The sequence below is a fragment of the Synechococcus sp. C9 genome, from assembly GCF_022984075.1.
In the GTDB taxonomy this organism is placed as follows: Bacteria; Cyanobacteriota; Cyanobacteriia; order Gloeomargaritales; family Gloeomargaritaceae; genus Gloeomargarita.
Genome location: NZ_JALAAD010000001.1, coordinates 1,220,048 through 1,241,194 on the forward strand (window position 1 = coordinate 1,220,048; position 21,147 = coordinate 1,241,194).

Below are 21,147 nucleotides of genomic sequence, written 5' to 3' on the forward strand. Positions count from 1 at the left end.
CGGGAACGACGCACCCCCGCCATTCTGCTCTAAACTAAGAATCTAAAAATCCATCCCCCTAGGTTCCGATGGCACAGAACCTCCAGCAACGGACAGAATTGGGCATTCCCCCGTTACCTTTGGATGCCGCCCAGACTGCCGACCTCTGCGAGCGGTTGCAAACCCCGGACAGCACCCCCACCGACCGTTGGTTACTCCAGGAACGGGTGCCCCCCGGCGTGGACCAGGCGGCCTATGTGAAGGCGGGATTTTTGGGGGAAATTGCCCAGGGACGCCGCACCAGCCCGCAAATTACCCCCCTGACAGCGGTGGCGATGCTGGGGCAAATGGTGGGTGGCTATAACGTGCCGGTATTAATTGAGTTATTACAAAGTGCGGATGAGGCTATTCAACAGGCGGCGCAGGAGGCTTTATCCCAAATCACCCTGGTTTACGATGCGTTCAACGATGTGTGGGAATTGGCGCCGAAAAATCCCTATGCCCAGGGGGTGATTGAGGCGTGGGCGACCGCCACCTGGTTTACCCGCAAGCCAGCGGTGCCGGAGGTGGTGACGGTGCGGGTCTTCAAGGTGCCGGGGGAGATTAACACCGATGATTTATCCCCGGCGGTCCATGCCACCACCCGCCCGGATATTCCTCTCCATGCGTTGAGTATGCTGGAAACCCGGGCACCGGGGGCGATTGCCACGATCCGGGAACTGAAGGCGTTGGGACTGCCGGTGGCGTTTGTGGGGGATGTGGTGGGCACGGGTTCGTCTCGCAAATCGGCGATCAATTCCCTGTTGTGGCACATTGGGGAGGACATTCCGGGGGTGCCGAACAAGCGGCGGGGCGGGGTGATCCTGGGGGGGACGATTGCGCCCATTTTCTTCAATACCGCCGAGGATGCGGGAGCGTTGCCGATTGAGTGTGACGTGACGGGGTTGACCACCGGGCAGGTGATCCGGATTTATCCCTACCGGGGGGAACTGCGGGATGAGCAGGGTCATGTCATTACCACATTTTGCTTAAAGCCGGAGACGTTGTTGGATGAGGTACGGGCGGGGGGACGGATTCCCCTGTTGATCGGGCGGGGGTTGACGGACAAAACCCGCAGTCGTTTGGGCTTGCCGCCGCATCCGGGGTTTGTGCGCCCCAGGCTTCCGGCGGATACGGGCAAGGGCTTTACCCTGGCGCAGAAAATCGTCGGGCGGGCCTGTGGGGTGGCGGGGGTGCGGCCGGGGACCGCCTGTGAGCCGGTGATGACCACTGTGGGTTCCCAGGATACGACGGGGCCGATGACCCGGGATGAGTTGAAGGAATTGGCCTGTTTGGGGTTTAGTGCGGATTTGGTACTGCAGAGTTTTTGTCATACGGCCGCCTATCCCAAGCCGGTGGACATTCAAACCCAGCGGGAATTGCCGGATTTTTTTGCGACCCGGGGCGGGGTGGCCCTGCGGCCGGGGGATGGGATTATCCATTCCTGGTTGAACCGGATGCTTCTGCCGGATACGGTGGGCACGGGCGGGGATTCCCACACCCGGTTTCCCTTGGGGATTTCCTTCCCGGCGGGGTCGGGGTTGGTGGCGTTTGCGGCGGCGATTGGCTCCATGCCGTTGAATATGCCGGAGTCGGTGCGGGTGCGGTTTACGGGCCGGTTGCAACCGGGGGTGACCCTGCGGGATATTGTCAATGCCATTCCCTACGTGGCACTGCAGACGGGATACCTGACCCTGGGCAAGGCGAATAAGCGCAACATTTTTGCCGGGCGGATTATGGAGATGGAGGGACTGCCGGATTTGCAGGTGGAGCAGGCGTTTGAACTCACGGATGCGACGGCGGAACGCTCCTGTGCTGGCTGTACGATTCACCTGGGGGTGGCGACGGTGAGCGAATACCTGCGCTCGAATGTGGCGCTGATCCAGGATATGATCAGCCGGGGGTACGAGGACCGGCGGACATTGCAACGGCGCATGGAGAAAATGCAGGCCTGGTTGGCGAACCCCCAATTGCTGACGGCGGATCCGGATGCGGAGTACGTGGCGACCCTGGCGGTGAATTTGGATGAGATTCGGGAACCTTTGGTGGCGGCTCCCAACGACCCGGACAATATCAAAACCCTGAGCGAATGTGCGGGCGACCCCATTGATGAGGTATTTATCGGTTCCTGCATGACCAATATCGGCCACTACCGGGCGGCGGCCAAGGTACTGGAGGGAGCGGGGCAGGTCAAGGTGCGGTTGTGGGTCTGCCCTCCCACCCGGATGGATGAGCAGGTGTTACGGGAAGAGGGGTACTACAGCATTTTTGCGGCGGCGGGGGCCCGGTTGGAAATGCCCGGCTGTTCCCTGTGCATGGGCAATCAGGCCCGAGTGGCGGACAATACCACGGTGTTTTCCACCTCTACCCGCAATTTCAACAACCGCATGGGGAACCATGCCCGGGTCTATTTAGGTTCAGCGGAATTGGCCGCCGTCTGTGCCCTCCTGGGACGCATCCCCACCCTGGCGGAATATCAGGCGATTGTCACGGCAAAAATTGACCCCTTGGCGGCGGATATTTACCGCTATCTCAACTTTGACCGCATGGCGGCACACGCTGGTTGACCCATCCACCCAACTACTTCCGTTGCTGGAACAGGGCCCGGAGCAAAATGGCGACGGAATTCATGGCCACCAACAGCAACAACAACACAATAATTCCTGCCGCCGATACGGCGTGAAATTCCGCCTGGGGACGTGATGCCCAGTTAAAAATCTGAATGGGCAGAGCCGTGAACGGAGTTTGTAAGGCTTGAATAAAAGAACCAAGACCCGCCGACACCTTCTCCACAATCACCACCCCTTCCTCATTCACCGCCGTTGTCACCGGCCAAGGGGGTAAAAAGGCAATAAACGTCAACGCCCCCAGGGTAATCAAGGGTGCCGTCTCCCCAATCGCCCGGGAGAGAGCCAAAATCGTCCCCGTCAAAATCCCCGCAAACGCCATCGGCAAAACGTGATACCAAATCGCTTGCCACCTCGTACAGCCCACCGCATAGGCCGCCTCCCGAATGTCCCGCGGCACCGCCCGGATTGCCTCCCGGGAAGAAACAATCACCACCGGCAGTACCAGGGTCGCCAAGGTCAAGGCTCCCGCCAACAAGGTGCGTCCCTTCGTCAAAGGCTCCAAAATCCGCACATACAGCTCTAACCCCAGCAACCCATAAATGATCGAAGGCACACCGGCCAGGTTAGAAATATTAATTTCCAAGATGCGGTTGCGCCAAAGGTCCCGATCCGCATACTCTTCCATGTAAATCGCCGCCCCGATCCCCAAAGGAAAGGCAAAAAACGGGATCAAAAACATCAGCCAAATCGAACCCACCAACGCCGATAAAATCCCCGCATCGGTAGGATTACGGGAGGGGAATGTGGTCACAAACCGCCAATTGAAATAAGGTAAACCCTTGGTAAATACGTCGTAAAGGAGCAAACCCAGGAAAAAGAGACCGAAAATGGTAGCAAAAAAGGCCACGCCCATAAAAATATTGGTGGCCAGTTTGCGCCGGTCATAGTTAGAACGGAAATTTACCTCACTCGGGACAATGTCAACCGTCATAAACCCTCCACCCCTAATACATCAACCGATAGCGGCGCACAAACCAATCCGCCAAAATGTTCAAAATCAACGTCATTAAGAACAACACAAACCCAGCAAAGAAAATGGTATAGAATGCCAAAGAATTCGTCGGTGTGTCCCCTAGACTGACCTGCACAATAAACGCTGTGATGGTCATAACCGAGTCCAGAGGATTGAAATTCAAAATGGGACTTTGCCCCGCCGCCAAAGACACAATCATTGTTTCTCCCACCCCCCGGGACACCGCCAGAATAAATGCCGACACAATCCCGGAAAGTGCCGAGGGAATAACCACGCTTACGGTCGTTTCAAACTTGGTTGCCCCCAGCGCATAGGAACCTTCCCGCAATAAATTCGGCACCGCATAAATGGCATCTTCACTCAGGGAAGCCACCAGGGGAATAATCATGATCCCCATCACAAAACCGGCACTCAAGGCATTCAGACCGGCAATCACCGAATCCCCCCCTGGAATAATCCGTTGCAAAATCGGTGTAATCACCAAAAGGGCAAAAAATCCATAGACCACCGTCGGCACACCCGCCAGAATTTCCAAAATGGGCTTTAGGACGGCACGCAACTTCGGCGGGGCATACTCACTCAGGAAAATGGCACTCATTAACCCGACAGGTAAAGCCACAATCATGGCAATCACTGTGGTCATTAATGTGCCCATGATGACCACAATCACCCCAAACTTAGGCGGCTCAAACAAGGGCGTCCATTCAGTTGCAGTGAAAATCTGCGTCCAGGATACCCCCTGCTTGGCTAATTTATCGAAAAAGAAAAAACTTTCGGCAACCAGAATCAGAGTGATCCCCACCGTGATGATGATCGAAAAATAAGCGAATGCCCATGTCAGGTTTCGCATGATCAGGTTCATCCACTTACTGCGAAATCGCTGGGCTTCATAAGCGGCAAAGTTGGAATCGTGACTGGCTGTCATGGGTAGCAAACTCCTCAAGTAAGTACAAAATTGGGGGGAAAGTAAACCCCCTCCCCCCGCATCATAACCCTAGTTGACCCGCTCCAACTTCATCAATTCGTCAATGGTCATACCCAGTAGTGTTGAATGTCCGTAATAAAACTTAACATAAGGGGTCAGGGTTATCCTACGAGCGGCTCTACCCCTACGAGTTCCATGAAGCTACAGTGTCGGCCTATTTCTATTTGTAAATATCGCAACTTGTCAATCAATTCATAGGTCTTATTGTGACCTATCTCCAGCAATCTTAAAATTAGATAACCAATCAATACGGCATAAATCTGTAGCCGCACACCATTCTCATTCTTGGTAATGATTCTATCCAATTTCAAGTGCATCTTTAGTGCCTTCCAAAGCAACTCAATTCGCCAGCGCAAACGATAGGCTGAACAAATCTCTTCATCCGTCATCGAAGTCACGTTAGTCGCTAGCCTATATTCTGTGTTTTCCTCTTCATTAAAAAATTGAATTACCCGAATATCCGGATTGTCAGGTTGCAACTTCATATTATTTCTAATCCGCACAATAAACAATGTATTTCGTTTACACATTTCGTCCATTAATTTCCAGGAAGCAAAACCCCTATCCATGATACCAACGGCATTCTCAGGTATCGTCCCAATCACAAGATGCCCAATTTTATGGTCATTAGTCTTTCCAAATATAATTGATTCGTCACCGATATTGCCCTCATTTATATCCAGGCCAAGCGTCAATTTTACCTGCTTGTAGTGCCAGAATAATTTGCTGGTCAGGGTGATAATGGTAGAATCTAATGGGAATAAGTGCTTAAATTCACCTTGATGATGTTTAAGCCGTTTTTGCAGTTCTCTTAGGATCACTTGAAACGGCTCGGTGCTACGATGTTTACACGCCTTAGAAAACGTTGATATGTCAACTTTAAAATTGAGATGATTCAAGAGGAAGAATAAGCCCCGCATGGTGGCGACTCTTGCATCTAAAATGAAGTGCATCCATATGAGTACAAACAAGCGAGTATCCAAGACTGGATAGTCGTTTTTGGGAAGAAGGTTCAGCAAGGGCTTGATAAGTCCCTGAATTTGTCGTCTCATAAAAATACTGTTACTCGTGGTTTCTACCAATCTAAAATACCATTTTTAGTCTCCCTTTTCCACCCTTTCGTTAACATTCAACACTACTGGGTCATACCCACTTTGTTCTGTCCACCAAACACGGTTCCGGTTTTCCCACGACGGATGTTCTCCAGGTTAGCCGCATAGGCCTTACTGGGTAAGGGAACGTAACCCGTGGGCGGTACCAATTTGCTGGCCTGACGCTGGTAAAATTCCACAAATTCTCGCACTTCAGGGCGCTTGAGAGCTTCAGAGTTCACATAGATGAAAATGGGACGAGATAAGGGGTTGTAGGAGCCATCTTCCACCGATTTGCGGGAAGGAGCCACCGCTCTTCCTTGGGCATTGACGATGGGTACCGCCTTCAACCGCTTTTTGTTTTCTTCGTAGTAGGCAAACCCAAAGAAGCCCAGGGCATTCTGATCGGTAGCGACCCCTTGCACCAGCACGTTGTCATCTTCACTGGCGGTAAAGTCCCCCCGGCTGGACTTGGATTTACCCACAATTGCCTCGGTGAAGTAGTCAAACGTCCCGGAATCCGTACCGGCTCCAAACAACTTCAGGGGACGGTTCGGCCAGGCAGGATTTACCTGATTCCAAGTTCTAATTTTCCCCTGTGCCGCCGGTTCCCACATGGTCTTCAATTCAGCCACAGTCATCTGTTTAACCCAGTCGTTCCGGGGGTTGACCACCACGCTCAAGGCATCAAAGGCCACGGGGAGTTCCACGTAGGAAATATTTTTGCTCCGGCAGATTTCCATCTCTTTCATCAGGATGGGACGGGAAGCATTGGAAATGTCGGTTTCCCCATTACAGAACTTTTTGAAGCCACCGCCGGTACCGGAAACCCCCACGGTTACCTGCACCTGGCCTTTTTTGGCCTTTTGGAATTCTTCCGCCACCGCTTCCGTAACCGGGAACACGGTACTGGAGCCATCCACCTTCACTACCGGCCGATTTTGGGCGATCACCTGACCCGCACCAGCCAAACCAGCCGTCAGGGCGGCAACGGCAGTAAGGGCAAAAAACTTGTGAGTCGTACGCATGATTTCAATCCTCCCCTAACTTTAGGAGCAATACATCACTGGGCATTTATCCCCCCTCTATTGTTCCAAAAAAATACGCCTTGTCAAGGGAAAATGCCTATTTTGTGGATTTTTAATCCATTCTTAACCGTATCTTAATGGGAATCCCATCTACCATTTGGGGTATCTAGGGCTGGGGGTTCGCTGTGATGGATTGACCAACGGTATTCGATGTTAAAACCGGCACGGCGGCATTCGGCTTCCAGATATTCCTGTTGCAGGGTGGCTTTGCGGAGGGTGGCGAGCAGGTCTTGCAATTGTTGGCGTTGGCTGGGGTAATGGTCGAGGGCACTTTGGGTATGCCGTTCCAGAAGTTGCATGAGGAGTTCGTAATGAATTGGAGCTGGTAAAACAACAGATTTCATGGTGTCCTTGGGAAACCGCATTTTCAATTTTAACCGCTTTTTAGACCAAATGATTTCCGACTCCCCGGCCTGGAGGCTGATAAGTTTCTTTAATTAGGGCACTTCTAAAAATAGGTCGCAGGGGCACTGCCCCCATCTATAGTTCTTGATAATATAGCAATCCTCGATGAAAATGGCATAGGGGTCGCAGGGGCGTAGCCCCCGTCTTGGTTCTTGATAATATAAACGTTTTAGCGAAATAATCTTCCAGTGGTGGTAATAATATAAAGGTATCCACTAGATAATTAATTAAAGATTCCCGCTCAGGTTCTTGGTCGGAAGTTATCAAAACGGGACTGTTAGTTTCCTGGCGGGCACCTGCGTCGCAATCTCAACCCGGTTGCTTCTGAGGGCTATCCTTTAACTTCTTGAGTTTTCGACATAAGGTGGGGGTACTGGTGACCATCCCGGTTCTCTCTGAAAAAAGCTTTTTATACTCAACCAAGGTGGCATTGGGGTACTCTTTGACTAGGTTCTGCAAAGCTTCATAATGTTGTGTTTGCCAACGGGAAATACGACCTCGCCGGGGTTTGGGGGCAATCGAACCCTCCCGCTTCATCTGATAGACTAATTTTTGTACAAAAGAAGTACTCACATGAAACCGTTCTGCGAGTTGCTCAAATGTCAATTTTGATTCGTTGTACACAGCCAATATCTTTTGGCGCAACTCCATTGAGTATGCTCGCATTTGCCCTGCTAATCGCTACTCTGTCATTATAACCTACTTATATGAAATAAGCGATCAAAAATGGTGCCTAACCCCTAAAGAATCTGCGGATTTCCTTGCCCTATCCCAACTATACAGCAGTCCTAAATGAGAATGGCATAGGGGTCGCAGGGGCACCGCCCCCGTCCTTGGTTCTGGGAAATCTCTGTTCACTAATCAAGTAGGATTGCTATAGTCATCTGATTAGGGATTGAAACAATAATTGCATGGGAAGGGCGCTGGAAGCTATTTTTTGTAAGTATAGAAATCCTAAATAAGAATGGCATAGGGGTCGCAGGGGCACCGCCCCCGTCCTTGGTTTTAAAGAATTTTTATTCGTTAATTGAATAGGATTTCTATAGATGGGATTAGGAATCTTAGCTCATTAACATCAAGTTATATGGTTACACCACGCAGGCGATGGGATTGGAGATGATTCAAGGCTAAAAATTTTACTCACAATTCCGGTGAGATTGCTGTAGAAAACTAAGTTTTGGGTGTGTGGTGACCTAACACAGATTTTATCTTATTTAATTTGATCTGAGCTTCTACTTTTTCGGGGTACATATTCTGAACAAAATTGATTAGATCGTCAATGGTACAAGGTTTATCAAAGCCACCATTCCAGCAGTGAAATTCCTTGTGAACTGGCTCGGTGAGGGTAATCAGGTTATCCATACTCTCTGCTAAATCAGGGAAATGCTCTTTGGAATAAATATGATGCACGGTCATGTTAATCGGATTGTGTGGAGCCGGTTTCTGCCCCGTAATTTGACATGTGTCTTTATCCCGTCTCCTAGCTCTTTCCATTGCTTTTCTAATAGCGTTATCTCGCAGTTCAATTTTATGAGCAAGCGCAAGTAGAGTTTTCGGCGCAACAATTTCTGCCGCTTTACACCATTCCCTGCGATCCTTTGCTTTTAATTCTTGCCCTAAGGCACGTGCAATCCTTTCAAATCCTGAAAGTGAATAATACCATTCGCCTTCAAAATCATCAAAATCTTCACCCAGTGTCAGTGGACGAATAGTTCTCTGAAGGTCTTCAAATGCCTTATTAAAGCGGGCAGGGCTGGTACACAAAATGGCAATTGTTTCTTTCCTAGAAACAAACCACCGATTATTCCGGCGGGTCAAACTGCTAGAATTGTCAATTACCTTTTGACTAATAAAGCTATTGCGTAATCTTTCTTTGTGGCGAGTAATAAACTCTTTAATTCGTGCCCAAATAGAAGACTGGGTATGGGCATCCAGGTACTTTGCTATGGCATACGCACCTATTTCTGAAAACAGCCGTGTTTTGGCACTTTTGGACAACCAAACAAAATGATCCCCTTCTTTCAAGTCCCACTCATCATCGGGGTCAGCGTCAAAAATATCAATGATCTCATACAGCCTTTCTAGGGTTATTTCCAAGGCTTTTGCCAAGTCATCGGCTTTGATTGTGAATTTGGATTTAGCAGGCATATCGTTATGGCTCAGCGCAGATACTCTTGTACATGATGGTCAAACGCTCAGAGATACGGGGATCGCCACCCATATCTGGATGATACTTTTTCTGAAGCTCTCGATATGCCCTTTTGATGTCATCTTTGGTTGCTACTTTGGGGTCAAGACCGAACACTCGCCAAGGATGAAAATACTTGAATATATTGATTCCGTTGATACAGTCTGGTCCTTTTTCTCCATCCTCTCCTGGTAAAATACCAATAAATTTACGATACATCCTTTCCCAAGATTCCTTTTGGGATAAATTCAAATCCATCCCGTCAGTCGCCATCTTAAAAGAACCAGAACGCTTTAATTCTGTAGTGTCGTTAACTTCAAAATACTGATAAATCGCCTCTTTCAATTGGGTTAATGTTAACGGCTTAGGTTTCGGGTCTTTCTTTTTATGATTTTCAATGACGAACAAGGCAAACTGCTCAAGGTCAGCAACATCTAAAGATCGACCTGCTAGGTCATTGATTTTTTGTGTGATTAAAGTGTTAAGTTTCGTAACAGCCATACTACTTTAGTACCCACAAATCCTTAATTAATATCCGCCATAGTAGCACGTCTCAAACATCCACCCATGCGACTTTTTTGTATCTTAGAAAGCAATTATCATTACACCCCACCCATATATTCCCCCCACAATTGGGCGGCTAGACCACTACTCCCCTGGGTCGGTTGATTCTTATCATTTCCCAGCCATACGCCCGTGACCCATTCCCCCGGCAGATACCCCACAAACCACATATCCCGTGCCTCATTGGTGGTGCCGGTTTTGCCCGCTTCCCCCCGCCCCAAAAACGCCGCCCGCCCCGTCCCACTTGCCACCGCCGTTTGCAACATACTGGTTAAGGTAGCCGCTAGTTCCGGCGCTATGACCGGTTCCCCGGCAGGACTGCGATAAATTTCTCGGCAGGTTTCCGGGCGGTTCATGTCGGTACAATCACTGCTATCCCGGATACGGATAATCGCATGGGGTCGGTGTTTCACCCCCTGATTCGCCAAGGCGGTAAAGGCTCCGGTCAATTCCCAAGGGGTGACTTCGCTTTGTCCTAACACCAAACCGGGGACAGGTTGTAAAGGCGACTCAATCCCCAGCCGTCTTGCCCACTGCACCACCGCCGCCAACCCCACCTGCTGCGCCAGCCGCAACGCCACCACATTTTCCGAAAGGGCTAACCCCTGGGTCAAATCCAAGGGCGCACTGCCGGAACGACACCCCGCAAAGGACACCCCCTGCCACACCAACGGCGTACATTCATAGGTGGTGCTTGGGGAAATCCCCTGCTCCAGCGCCGCCCCATAGACAAAGACCTTGAACACAGAACCCGGTTGTCGGCGGGCTTGGGTAATGCGATTGAACTGACTTTGTTGGTAATTTTTACCGCCTACTAGTGCTTTCACGGCACCGGTGCGGGCATCCAGGGTGACTAATGCACCCTGGTCAAAGCCGTAGGTTGCCCCGTAGGTGGTGACAAAGCGCGCCAGGTGGTCTTCCGCCCGTTTTTGCATACGGACATCCAAGGCGGTGTCAATGATAAAATTACCTTCCGCCGCCAAGCGTTTGCCCAAGAGGGACTCCAGTTCCGCCAGCACCGTGTCGTAGAAGTAAGGGGCAATGGTGCTCTGTAAATTCCGGGTCGCCTGGGGGCTAATCTCAATCCGGGAACGCCGTGCCCGTTTCGCCTCCATCGCCGTAATCATCCCCTGGGCTTCCATCCGGTCAATCACCCGGTTGCGTAACCCCAAAGCCGTGTCGTAGTCCTTGACCGGGTTGAACCGATTGGGTGCCGGGAGCATCCCCACCAAGGTCGCCGCCTCCGCCAAAGTTACATCCCGAGCCGATTTCCCAAAATAAAATTGCGCCGCATCCTCAAACCCGTAGCCCGCCACCCCCAAGTACACCTTATTTAAGTACACTGTTAGAATGGTTTTTTTATCATAATGGGCTTCGAGTTTCAGCGCCACCACCATTTCCCGCAGTTTACGACCAGCGGAATCCTCCGTTCCCACGTATTCCCGGAACAGACTGCGTGCCACCTGCTGGGTAATGGTACTCGCCCCTTCCCGCACCCCGCCGCTGAGCAGGTTGATGCCCAATGCCCGCACCACCCCCACCGGGTCAACCCCCGGATGCCAATAAAAGCGGCTATCTTCCGAAGCGATCACCGCCTTGGGCAGGTAGGGGGAAAAGTCCTCCAAGCGGGCTAATTCCTGGTGATCATGATTCCAGGGGGAGCGCAGGGGGGTTTGCCCATCGCCGGATAAAATCATTAAGGGTGCCTGGGCGCCACTCGGCAGGGGAGTGACATCGAATTTTTGCCATTCCACCGCCACCCAACCCACCGCCAGCGCCAGCCCCATCCCCGCCCCCCACAGTCCATAGCCCAACGCCCGCACATACCAACGGGGGGGATGCACATAGACCAACCGTACCACCTCCGCCAATTCCGGCGGTCCTAGGGTGAACTGATCCCCATGTCGGAGCGTGCGTTGTTGAATCGGGCGGCGACCCCGGTAAATGCCATTGGTGGATTTTTGATCCAGCAACACATACCCCCGTCCCCGCCGTTGCAGTAACCCATGCACCTGGCTGACCAAATCGGAACGCACGGGAATATCACAGTTGCGGGTACTGCGCCCGATAAAATACCGTTCCCCCACCAAAGGCACCACTTCCGGTTGGGGGCGATCCGGGTAATAAATGTACAATCGGGGCACCCGTGCCTGGGGTTTCAGGGCGGCTTTACCCGCATAAAAGGTTTGGATCAGTTGACTCAACCCCAAGCGGGAGGGATGTGCCATAGGACGTTAACCCATGAATAGAGGCTATTGTAGCGAGTTTGACCGCTGGGTAGGCTGGTTTCTCTGTTGGCTGGCACCCTTGAAAAGTTCCCGCCGGGGATGTCAGGATGATGGAAATAATGAATGTTGCAAAACTGAATCAAGATGTATAACAATCCTACTTGATTTGCAAACAGAAATTCTCCAGAACCAAGGGCGGGGTGCCCCCCTGCGACCGCTGTTCTAAACTCATTTAGGATTGCTATAGAGATGCCCTAACGTTATAGCTAGGTAGGTTAAGGTTGTCGCCTTAAGATTCTGGAAAACCAATGTGGGGCTACGCCCAGCGACCCATATCATGTCAACCTTTGTATGCTTAGCTATAGCTTGTATCCTGTAGGCATACAGCAATTTTCCAGCACCAAACCGCAACCCAAGTATTAACCAACAATTGATTAAATCCCTAGATGAGGTCGGTTAAGCTCGTCACCCGGTCCGGCATGGGGGTTCCCCCGGTTCGGCACAGGTGAATCCCCCGCCAACCCATCGCCCTGGCTCCCAACACATCCGCCGTCCAACTGTCCCCAATGTGCCAGATGGGGGGTTCGGGTTGCCCTTGGGCGTGCCAGGCGGACTGAAAAATCTCCCCCTGGGGTTTGGCGGCTCCCACCCGGCTGGAAATGGTCACGGTGCGGAACCAGGGCCTTAACCCCAACGCCTTTAGCACATCATACAAACGACCATCAAAATTAGAAATCACCCCCAGGGGAATCCCCTGCCCGTGCCAGTGCTGTAAAACCGGCAGGACATCCGGGTACAATTCCCAGGGGTCGGCGGTGGCAAAAGTTTCATAGACCTGGGGGAAAAAGGCGGCAAAATCCCCAAGTTCCGCCAATCCCCCCGCCTGGGCAAAGGTTTGCTGGGTGATCCGATACCAATAGTCATACTCCGCCTGGGGAATGTCCTCGGGGGCAACTCCGGGAAAGGCTGGGGGCGGGGCACTGGCAAAACACTGCTGGAATGCCCGTTGCAAGTCCGCTGGCGGCACGATGACCCCCACCCGCTGGGCACATGCGCTGTAGATGTCCCCCACCGAACCCCGCACGTCAAACAGGGTTCCCACCGCATCCAGGAAGATGGCTCCCGGTTGTCCCATCAGGATTCCCGCACCGTCTGCACCTGCGCCAGGGTACGCAATCGCTGGTACTGGGGTTCCGTCACCGCCGCCGGGAGGAGGGGCAAGGGGGAACGGGGCAGTACCCGGGGTAAAGGACTGCTCAAGCGTGGGGCGGGGGAGCGGCTCACCAACCGTTCAAAATCCCCGGAATAGTGGAGATGGGGACGACCCTGCCGTTGCCAAAGATTCAACACCTGTTCCACGGAAATGGTTTTGTAGCGGGCTTGATAGAGGGTTTCCACCACCGCCAGCCGCAGCCATTCCGCCGGATATTGCTCCGCCCAAGCCTGGGCAATCAACGTCGCCTGTGTCTCATCGGGTTCATAACGGTAGCGCACCAACAGGGGCACCACCTCCGCCACCACACGGGAAATGGGAGACACGGGGGAGAGCATAAATACCACATAGCCCAGTGACGGCACTATACCAAGAGAAACCGGAAATGTCCACTGTTATCAAATTGGGGTAAAATATACTCGCCCGATTTAGGACACTGTACAGGCAAATTTCATGATACCACCCCGAGGTTCATGCCTTTTTCGCCCAACCCTTGGGGCGTTCCTGCTGGCGGGGATGCTGGGGCTGGGTGGGTATCCTGCTCAAGCCAACAGCGACTACCTGGTGGTGGATGAATTTGGCAAAAGCCAGTACCGGGTGAATCCCCAGCAGATTTTCCAGGAGCAACCCCTGCCAGCGGGGCAGGTCACCTTTGACCCACAGGAACTGTTGATTGTGTTGATCAATACCCGCCGCTATTTTCGGGAACAGGAACAGCGGGATGCGGTGATCCAACGCCCAGGGGTGTTGGGGGCGCTGGGGGTAGAGGTGGCGGATGTGACCCGTACCTTGGATTTTATGATCGAGGTACTCCTGCACGACCTGACCCAAGCCCAGCCGATCCGGTTACAGAATCCCGACTTTATTCGCAGTCACTTCCGGGTCTGGGGCTGGCGGGCGCATCGTCCTGAAGGCGGCACTGTTCCCGAATTGCGGCTCACGAAATATGCCGTGTTTCGCCATGCGGGTACCCGGCAACCCCAGGGGGATTATGTCCATGCGTTGTACAGCATTAATGACGCAGAGGCGGGGTCAGAGTTTTACAAAAAATACACCAAGCAGGAGGTCTTGGCGGGTGCCTATGCCCCTGGTCAGCCCGATGCGGGGAAAGTCACACCCCTGGCTTATCTGACCCGGACGGGGCTGGAAGAGGCATTATTACAAGGTACAATTTTAATCCAATTTCCCGACCGCAGTACCAGTTATTTCAACGTGGATCGGAATAATGGCATTGCCTTTGTGCGGGGGGTTGACCCCTGGGAGCAAAAACGCTACTGGTACTTCCGGGAGGTGAATGCCATCCGGGGCTATGGCAGTGAGATTGGCAACAAAATCGCCATCCGTCCGGGGGTGACCTTCGCCGGGGATGTGTGGAATGTGGGGCTGGGGCGGATCGTCCTGCTGGAACGGGCGCCGGGGCAGTGGATGCTGGGGGCGATTGCCGATACGGGGGGTGCTTTTTTGCCCAATTTGGCGCAGTTGGATTACCTGGCGGGGATTTTCCCCAGCCGTCAGGAATTTTTTGCCTACAACCGCCGTTTACCCGAATACACCCGGACTTATATTTTAATTAAGAAGGATGAATAACTAATGAACTGCCTTGGCGGTGCATACGGTGATTGCAACGGCTCCCTCAGCCCAGTTGGTGCGCCTCTCCCCGGCGGGCAAACCGGCGGAGACCTTCAGCTTGGTCGGGGGGGGAACCTGGACGGTGGGGCGGAGTGACCGGGCGGCGATTGTCCTGAATAATCCCTGGATTTCCCGGATGCACGCCCTGATCCAACGCCTGGAAGTGGATGAATTTTATGTGATTGATTTGGGGAGTCGCAATGGCACGTTTGTGAATGGACGGCGGGTGACGGTGCCAGTCCGTCTGCACCACCGGGATGACCTGATGTTTGGGGAAACCCGTCTGCAATTTACCTATGACGGGTCACGGGTGAGTTTGCCCCTGAAACCGGAGTTGGTCGCCGAGTGGGACCGGGTCACCTCCCAGATGAAGGTGCGCTGTTTGATTACGGTGGTGGTGATGGATTTGCGGGACTTTACCCCCCTAGTGCGGCAGGTGCCGGAGGAACTTTTGGCGCAGGTGGTGGGCACCTGGTTTCGCCAGGCGGGGGATATTTTGCAACGCTACGGCTCCCGGGTAGATAAGTACATTGGCGATGCGGTGATGGCGGTCTGGCTCCACCCCCAAAACACCCCCCACCCCTACGACCTCCTGCGGATTCTCAAGGCGGTGCTGGCGATCCAAAAAACCACCGCTAATTTACATTTGCAGTACCCTTTACCCTTTCCTTTGCGGATGGGTACTGGGATCAATACGGGGTTTGCGATGGTGGGCAATACGGGCAGTGGTCACCGTCCCGAATACACGGCGATTGGGGATACGGTGAATTTGGCGTTTCAGTTGGAAGCGGCGACCCGTACCCTGGGCTTTGACCTGCTGGTGGGCGACACTACCCATAGCCATCTGGAGGCGGGCAGTTTGGCGGCTTGGCTCACCCCTGGGCAGACCACCTTGAAATATGCACCGGAGCCTCTGCCGGTTTGGGGCAGTACCTATGGGGATTTGCAGGAATTTTTGCACAGCTACGGCTTTGCCGAACCCCCCACCCAAAATCCCCTCTCTGATAGCCGTCGCTTTGTGTAGGATAAAGGGAGAGGGACTGAGTCATGGGGCAGATGGGGGGACAGGCGTGACAAAGGTACAAGACCCCTGGATCGGTCGGTTATTGGCCAAACGGTATAAGTTACAGGCCATTGTCGGTCGGGGCAGTATGGGTAAGGTGTACCAGGCGGCCGATACGGTGCTGGGCGGGGTGGCGGTGGCGGTAAAATTCCTCTCCCAAGCCCTGATGGATGAGAAGGGCAAGGAGCGGTTCGCCAGTGAGGCTCGGGCCTGCGCCCTTTTGGGGAATAAAAGCATTCACATTGTCCGGGTGATGGACTACGGGGTGGACGAGACGGAACTGCCCTTTTATGTGATGGAGTATCTGCAAGGGGAAAGCCTGCGGGAAATGATTGATGTCCAGCCCTTGACCATAGAGCAGTTTTTGCCCCTAGCGCAACAGATTGCCCGGGGTTTGCAGGCCGCCCACCAGGGGATTGAAGTGGACGGACAGATTTGGAGTGTGGTGCATCGGGATATTAAGCCCAGCAATATTTTTGTGGTCAGGGACCCGGGGCTGGGGATGCTGGCGAAAATCCTAGACTTTGGGATTGCCAAATTTGTCAATGAAAACCCGGAGAGCAACCAAACGTCCCATTTCACCGGCACCTTGGCCTACTGTTCCCCGGAGCAACTGGAAGGCCGCAGTCTGGATCAACGCTCGGACATCTATAGCCTGGGGGTGATGATGTTTGAGATGCTGACGGGGCAGGTGCCCATCCAAGCCCCCATCGAATCCATCGGTGCCTGGTACCGGGCGCACCACATGCAGGCTCCCCCCTCCCTCCAGTCCATCAACCCCAAACTGCCCCCCAACCCGGAACTGGAACGCCTGATCCAGCATTGTCTCGCCAAGGACCCCCAGGACCGCCCCGCCAACATGGGGGAAGTCATCCAGGGGTTGGACCGGGTGGAACAAAGCCTCCGCGCCAAAGTCAGCCCTACCCCCCCATCCGACCAGACCTACCATCCCCAGGTGTCCACCGGCCCCAGTTTAGAGCGCAGTGTGGATGCCTGGGATTTGCTCAGTTGGCCGCCGGATAAACCGGTTCAAAAAATTGTCTTTCCCAAGCTGATTCCCGTCGGTACCGCCCAAATCCCCAGCCTGTGGGCGATGTTACCCCAGGATGAAATTAACCAACGGGTGCTGAACCGCTGTTACAACCAATTTCTCTTCATCTCCTCCCCCCACCCAATGGTGCTGTGGATCACCGCCCTGTACCAGGTCAAACAGGACCCCCGCTGGCTCCCCTGTTACTTAGACTTGAAACGCCCAGAGGGTCAGGAACTCTGCCGCTATCTGGGGGAAATCGGTCATTACTATCTCCTGCTGTTTAGCCTGGAGGAACCGGGGAAATTTCGCCATCGCCTGGAAGTGTCCATCGCCACCGGCCAACGCCCTCTGCTTCAGGAATGGGCTGACCAAGGACAAATTTCCCGCCTCGCCGCCGCCCCAGACTTGAGTAAAGACCTGCTCCGCCGGGAATACGAACGGCTCAAACCCCAGATCATCGCCCGCCTGTCCCAACAGGTGCAAATGTCCTAAGTTTATGGCATTAAACTGCCCTGCTAAAGTGAACATAGTTGGTTTCAATGGGTTTTCATGGAAGAACTGATGACCTTGAAAAACTACCTGCTCGCAGGGGACATCACCGCAGCCCTAACCCTTGTGGATGAGATGGAAGAAATGAGCAAAGACGATAAAATTAGCACCATTGCTAGTTACGCTGTGATACTCCTATTACATCTCATCAAGCAACAAATAGAACAACATACGACTAAGTCTTGGGATGTCTCCATCCGCAATTGTGTCAGACAAATCAATCGCAAAAATAAACGCCGTAAAGCCGGGGGATATTACCTCACGAAAGAGGAACTGCTAAACATTCTTCAAGAAGTATTTAATGATGCAATCGATCAGGCATCCCTAGAGGTAGCGGATGGCAAGTATGACTACGAACAATTGTCAGCCTTAGTAGATAAAAATCTCATCATTGACCAAGCCATGAACTTAATCAACCATGCCCAGTCCCTTTGAAAAATCTCAAAAGTGTTGCACTTGCTTCTGGTCTATGGGAATAACTAGCTTACCGAGAACCAAGTACGGGGCACTGCCCTGCGACCCTTGTTTTTTTACTCACAATGCCAGTGTGATTGCCATATTTGTTGATATTCCATCTACACCTGAAACAGGCACCAACAACCCATTAACGCCACCGCCACCCCCAACCAAGCCCGCCTGCTCACCCGTTCCCCCGCCCAGTACGCTAACAGCAGGGCAAACAGGGGACTGGTACTGCTCAGGGTTTGGGCAATCCCCGCCGGTGCCCATTTCAAGGCCGTTTGTTGCAACCAAATCCCCACATAGGTACTCAAAAACGCCGTTCCCGCCAAACCCCACAGCCAACTCGGTTGCTGAACAATTGCCCGCCAACCCGGACGACACACCGGGCGAGTCACCCCCAAGCCCAGCGCCAACACCCCCGCCGACAGGCGAATCGTCGTACTCCACAGGGGCGTGACCGGAGAATCCACCAATGCCCAGCGGGACAGCACCACCCCCGCCGCCTGGGACAGGGCAAAAATTCCCCCCCACCCCAGCCCCGGCCACAGGTGAAACCGCTCCCGCACACTCACCGGGCGTTCCGTCACCACCACCGCCACCCCCGTCACCGTCAGCACCATGCCCCCCAATTGCACCAATTGAATATCTTCCCCCAGGGTCACCCAGGCCAACAGCGTCACCAACATGGGCGACAGGGTATCCATCAGGAGCGTCCGTTGCACCCCCAGGGAATTCAAAGCCGCAAAAAACGCCGTATCCCCCACCCCAATCCCCAAAATGCCACTCAACGCCAAGCCCAGCAGCGGCCACCCCCCCACCGGCGGCCACCATTCCCCCCGCCATGCCAAGGTGAGGGCAAACATCCCCAACGCCAAAATTCCCTTCAACCAATTCAACAACAGGGGCGGAAACACCTTCCCCCACCGGGCATAAATCCGGGACACCCCAGCCCACAGAAACGCCGCCCCCAGTGCCGCCCATTCCCCCCGCCAGACCACAAATGACCCCGCCGATTGCGTGATTGTAACCCTCTGTAACCCTATTGTAAACAAATGTAAATAAAGCTAGGGGCGGGCACGCCCTGGCAGTTCCTCTAACCCCTCCAAATAAGCCTCCAACCACCCCGTACCGGCAGTCATCGGCACCGAGTCCGGCAGTTCCACCACCAGCAGATAGCCCAAAAGGGTGCCCCCGCTTGCTTGATCCAACACCCGCAGAATGTCCCCCATATCCCCCTGGTGCAATTCCCCTTGGGGCGTGTACAATTCCAGGGCGGTCAAACACCCCAAAGCCGGGTTCCATTGGTGCTCCACCCCCGCCGGCCGGGTGAACAATTCCGGCGCATCCCCCGTGCCATGAATCCGCAGTAACCCCCGCCCCAACCGCCCCGCATAGTAACTCTGGTGCAGAGGAGCATAATCCCGCCAACTGGGGGGCAATCGTTCCTGGTAAGCAGTCAGGCTCGGAGCTGGTTCCCCAGGGAAAAACTCCGGCGCTCCCGCCTCTAACGGTAAAAATAATTTCACCAGGGGAAACTGCCCATAGGCACGAAATAGCTCCCCCGGACGGGTGGCCGTAACGCCTGCGACCCGTTGCAAACCCTGGGGGGTCTGGCCGTAGGTAAACGCCCAATCCAACCCATACACCGATTGCAACAGGAGTTGCCGTGACCACAATTGCCCCCCTTCCCGATAAAATTCCCCCTGGTAATCTTTGACAATGAAGGTACAGGGTTGCCAGCGATTGGTGCGACAAAATACATAAAGTTGCATCTCGCCGGGTTGGGCTTGCCAGGCCAAGAGTTCCGATAGGGGCGGCAGGGGTAACGGCGTTTGCGCCAGTTCTTGGAGTACGATTGCCAACAAGTCAGGAGGCTGGGGAAACCGCTGGCGAGTTTGGGTGAGCCATTGGCTGGTCTGCGCCGGGGTGAGGCTACCACTGCGAACGAGGGCATTCAACGCCAGGGCTACCCACCGGGGATGGGGGCTGGTCTGTACCACCTGTGTCAAACTGGCTTGGAGTTGGGGACGGGTCGCCGGATACTGCCGGATGTACAAATTACTGACTTGCAGGGCTTGGGTAATGATTTTGGTTTCGGTGGGAGTGGGATGTTGCGCCTGGGAACGTCCCAAAATGTCACGCAATGCCTGGAAGACATCGGGGTGTTGGGGTTGTTGCAAAGCGGTTGCCCACAGGAGTCGCCGCCAATGGGTTTCCCAGTCTGGCGTGAGGGGGTAACGGCGGCGGTCGTAGTGCTGGGGTTGCACGCGTTGCCGTTCCCGTGCTAGTTGCTCCTGACGGGCGGCTTGGGTGGCCAGGGGTTGGGGTTGTCCCTGGAGGGGTGGGGCGGTGGTGGCCCAAATCAGCATTGCGCCCACGCAGGTATTAAGATAAAACTTAAATACGCACATCATGGCGGGGTAAAGCGATGGATGTCCTAATTTTGTATGGTGGTTTGGCTGTTGCTTATTTAATGGTATTCCCCCTAGCAACTTATTTCTATCTCAACAAACGCTGGTATGTGGCCAGTTCCTTGGAGCGGGCGTTTATGTATTTTCTCGTATTTTTCTTTTTCCCGGGCTTACTGCTATGGGGGCCCCTGCTCAATTTTCGGAATCAGCCCCGTTCTTTGCCTTAAGGGCATGGTTACAGTAGGGGAATTACGCCCTTACTACCGCTCCAGAACATATAGCTATCCGATTGGATTAACGTTAGCGGGTACCCCTGCACATTGCGTTTTCAATTCAGTGAGAACCGCTATAGCAATCCTACTTGATTAACGAACGGAAATTCCGCAGAACCAAATACGGGGGCGGTGCCCCTGCGACCCATTTTTAGAAGTGCCCTTTAGGTACAGTCTTTTAAGTGCTTATGGGATACAGTTGAACCCCACTTGCCGTGAGTCAATTATTCTGAGCCTTGAGAATGATGGAGGCTTTTTGTATCCTTTAATTGATAAATAGACTGTATGTGATAAAGGCTTATGGCTACACCACATTTTACTAGCGAAGAACTGCATTGTTTAACT

Annotated in this window: 19 protein-coding genes; 6 read left to right on the forward strand and 13 right to left on the reverse strand. The window is 53.4% G+C overall.

The window, feature by feature from the left end:
• Window positions 1–68 precede the first annotated feature (68 nt).
• Window positions 69–2,585, forward strand: coding sequence for a bifunctional aconitate hydratase 2/2-methylisocitrate dehydratase (gene acnB, locus MLD66_RS06100; protein ID WP_339396932.1), 2,517 nt, complete (start codon window positions 69–71; stop codon window positions 2,583–2,585).
• A 13-nt stretch (window positions 2,586–2,598) separates the two neighbouring features.
• Here acnB and pstA read toward each other — a convergent pair whose 3' ends face one another.
• The 11 genes from pstA to MLD66_RS06155 form a co-directional block, all read right to left on the reverse strand.
• Entirely contained in the window at window positions 2,599–3,579 is a 981-nt protein-coding gene (gene pstA, locus MLD66_RS06105; protein WP_247216049.1) for a phosphate ABC transporter permease PstA, read from the reverse strand.
• 13 nt (window positions 3,580–3,592) lie between these two features.
• Window positions 3,593–4,546 carry a phosphate ABC transporter permease subunit PstC gene (gene pstC, locus MLD66_RS06110; protein WP_247216051.1) on the reverse strand — a complete coding sequence of 318 codons (954 nt, stop codon included), beginning with the start codon at window positions 4,544–4,546 and terminating at the stop codon, window positions 3,593–3,595.
• 161 nt (window positions 4,547–4,707) lie between these two features.
• Window positions 4,708–5,658: a transposase gene (locus MLD66_RS06115; RefSeq protein ID WP_247214935.1), complete on the reverse strand. Its 951-nt coding sequence runs from the start codon at window positions 5,656–5,658 to the stop codon at window positions 4,708–4,710.
• 83 nt (window positions 5,659–5,741) lie between these two features.
• Window positions 5,742–6,725 (reverse strand): PstS family phosphate ABC transporter substrate-binding protein, encoded by a 984-nt coding sequence (locus MLD66_RS06120; RefSeq protein ID WP_247216054.1) that lies wholly within the window; start codon window positions 6,723–6,725, stop codon window positions 5,742–5,744.
• Between the two features lie 134 nt (window positions 6,726–6,859).
• A complete protein-coding gene (locus MLD66_RS06125) occupies window positions 6,860–7,129 on the reverse strand; it encodes a DUF5340 domain-containing protein (RefSeq protein WP_247216055.1) in 270 nt (89 codons plus the stop codon).
• A 370-nt stretch (window positions 7,130–7,499) separates the two neighbouring features.
• Entirely contained in the window at window positions 7,500–7,841 is a 342-nt protein-coding gene (locus MLD66_RS06130) for a hypothetical protein (protein ID WP_247216057.1), read from the reverse strand.
• 519 nt (window positions 7,842–8,360) lie between these two features.
• A complete protein-coding gene (locus MLD66_RS06135) occupies window positions 8,361–9,338 on the reverse strand; it encodes a hypothetical protein (protein ID WP_247216059.1) in 978 nt (325 codons plus the stop codon).
• 4 nt (window positions 9,339–9,342) lie between these two features.
• Window positions 9,343–9,879, reverse strand: a complete 537-nt coding sequence (locus tag MLD66_RS14500; RefSeq protein ID WP_281438419.1) for a DnaJ domain-containing protein — start codon at window positions 9,877–9,879, stop codon at window positions 9,343–9,345.
• A gap of 101 nt (window positions 9,880–9,980) precedes the next feature.
• Entirely contained in the window at window positions 9,981–12,170 is a 2,190-nt protein-coding gene (locus MLD66_RS06145) for a PBP1A family penicillin-binding protein (protein ID WP_247216061.1), read from the reverse strand.
• Between the two features lie 442 nt (window positions 12,171–12,612).
• Window positions 12,613–13,305: an HAD-IA family hydrolase gene (locus MLD66_RS06150; protein ID WP_247216063.1), complete on the reverse strand. Its 693-nt coding sequence runs from the start codon at window positions 13,303–13,305 to the stop codon at window positions 12,613–12,615.
• Window positions 13,305–13,721 (reverse strand): hypothetical protein, encoded by a 417-nt coding sequence (locus tag MLD66_RS06155; RefSeq protein ID WP_247216065.1) that lies wholly within the window; start codon window positions 13,719–13,721, stop codon window positions 13,305–13,307. The genes MLD66_RS06150 and MLD66_RS06155 overlap by 1 nt, the downstream gene beginning before the upstream one ends.
• Before the next feature lie 115 nt (window positions 13,722–13,836).
• Here MLD66_RS06155 and MLD66_RS06160 point away from each other — a divergent pair, with 115 nt between their 5' ends.
• The 4 genes from MLD66_RS06160 to MLD66_RS06175 are packed head-to-tail and all read left to right on the forward strand — an operon-like array spanning window position 13,837 to window position 18,092.
• Window positions 13,837–14,970 carry a hypothetical protein gene (locus MLD66_RS06160; RefSeq protein ID WP_247216067.1) on the forward strand — a complete coding sequence of 378 codons (1,134 nt, stop codon included), beginning with the start codon at window positions 13,837–13,839 and terminating at the stop codon, window positions 14,968–14,970.
• A 19-nt stretch (window positions 14,971–14,989) separates the two neighbouring features.
• Complete coding sequence (locus tag MLD66_RS06165; protein WP_247219002.1) at window positions 14,990–16,036, forward strand: adenylate/guanylate cyclase domain-containing protein; 1,047 nt, start codon at window positions 14,990–14,992, stop codon at window positions 16,034–16,036.
• A 46-nt stretch (window positions 16,037–16,082) separates the two neighbouring features.
• Window positions 16,083–17,600 carry a serine/threonine-protein kinase gene (locus tag MLD66_RS06170; protein ID WP_247216069.1) on the forward strand — a complete coding sequence of 506 codons (1,518 nt, stop codon included), beginning with the start codon at window positions 16,083–16,085 and terminating at the stop codon, window positions 17,598–17,600.
• 57 nt (window positions 17,601–17,657) lie between these two features.
• Window positions 17,658–18,092 carry a DUF29 family protein gene (locus tag MLD66_RS06175; RefSeq protein WP_247216071.1) on the forward strand — a complete coding sequence of 145 codons (435 nt, stop codon included), beginning with the start codon at window positions 17,658–17,660 and terminating at the stop codon, window positions 18,090–18,092.
• Between the two features lie 140 nt (window positions 18,093–18,232).
• On the opposite strand, the gene MLD66_RS06180 is transcribed toward MLD66_RS06175, so the two are convergent.
• Complete coding sequence (locus tag MLD66_RS06180) at window positions 18,233–19,117, reverse strand: DMT family transporter (protein WP_247216073.1); 885 nt, start codon at window positions 19,115–19,117, stop codon at window positions 18,233–18,235.
• A gap of 66 nt (window positions 19,118–19,183) precedes the next feature.
• Complete coding sequence (locus MLD66_RS06185; protein WP_247216075.1) at window positions 19,184–20,488, reverse strand: hypothetical protein; 1,305 nt, start codon at window positions 20,486–20,488, stop codon at window positions 19,184–19,186.
• Window positions 20,489–20,547: 59 nt separating this feature from the next.
• Here MLD66_RS06185 and ndhL point away from each other — a divergent pair, with 59 nt between their 5' ends.
• Window positions 20,548–20,757: an NAD(P)H-quinone oxidoreductase subunit L gene (gene ndhL, locus MLD66_RS06190; protein ID WP_247216077.1), complete on the forward strand. Its 210-nt coding sequence runs from the start codon at window positions 20,548–20,550 to the stop codon at window positions 20,755–20,757.
• Window positions 20,758–21,147: the final 390 nt, after the last annotated feature.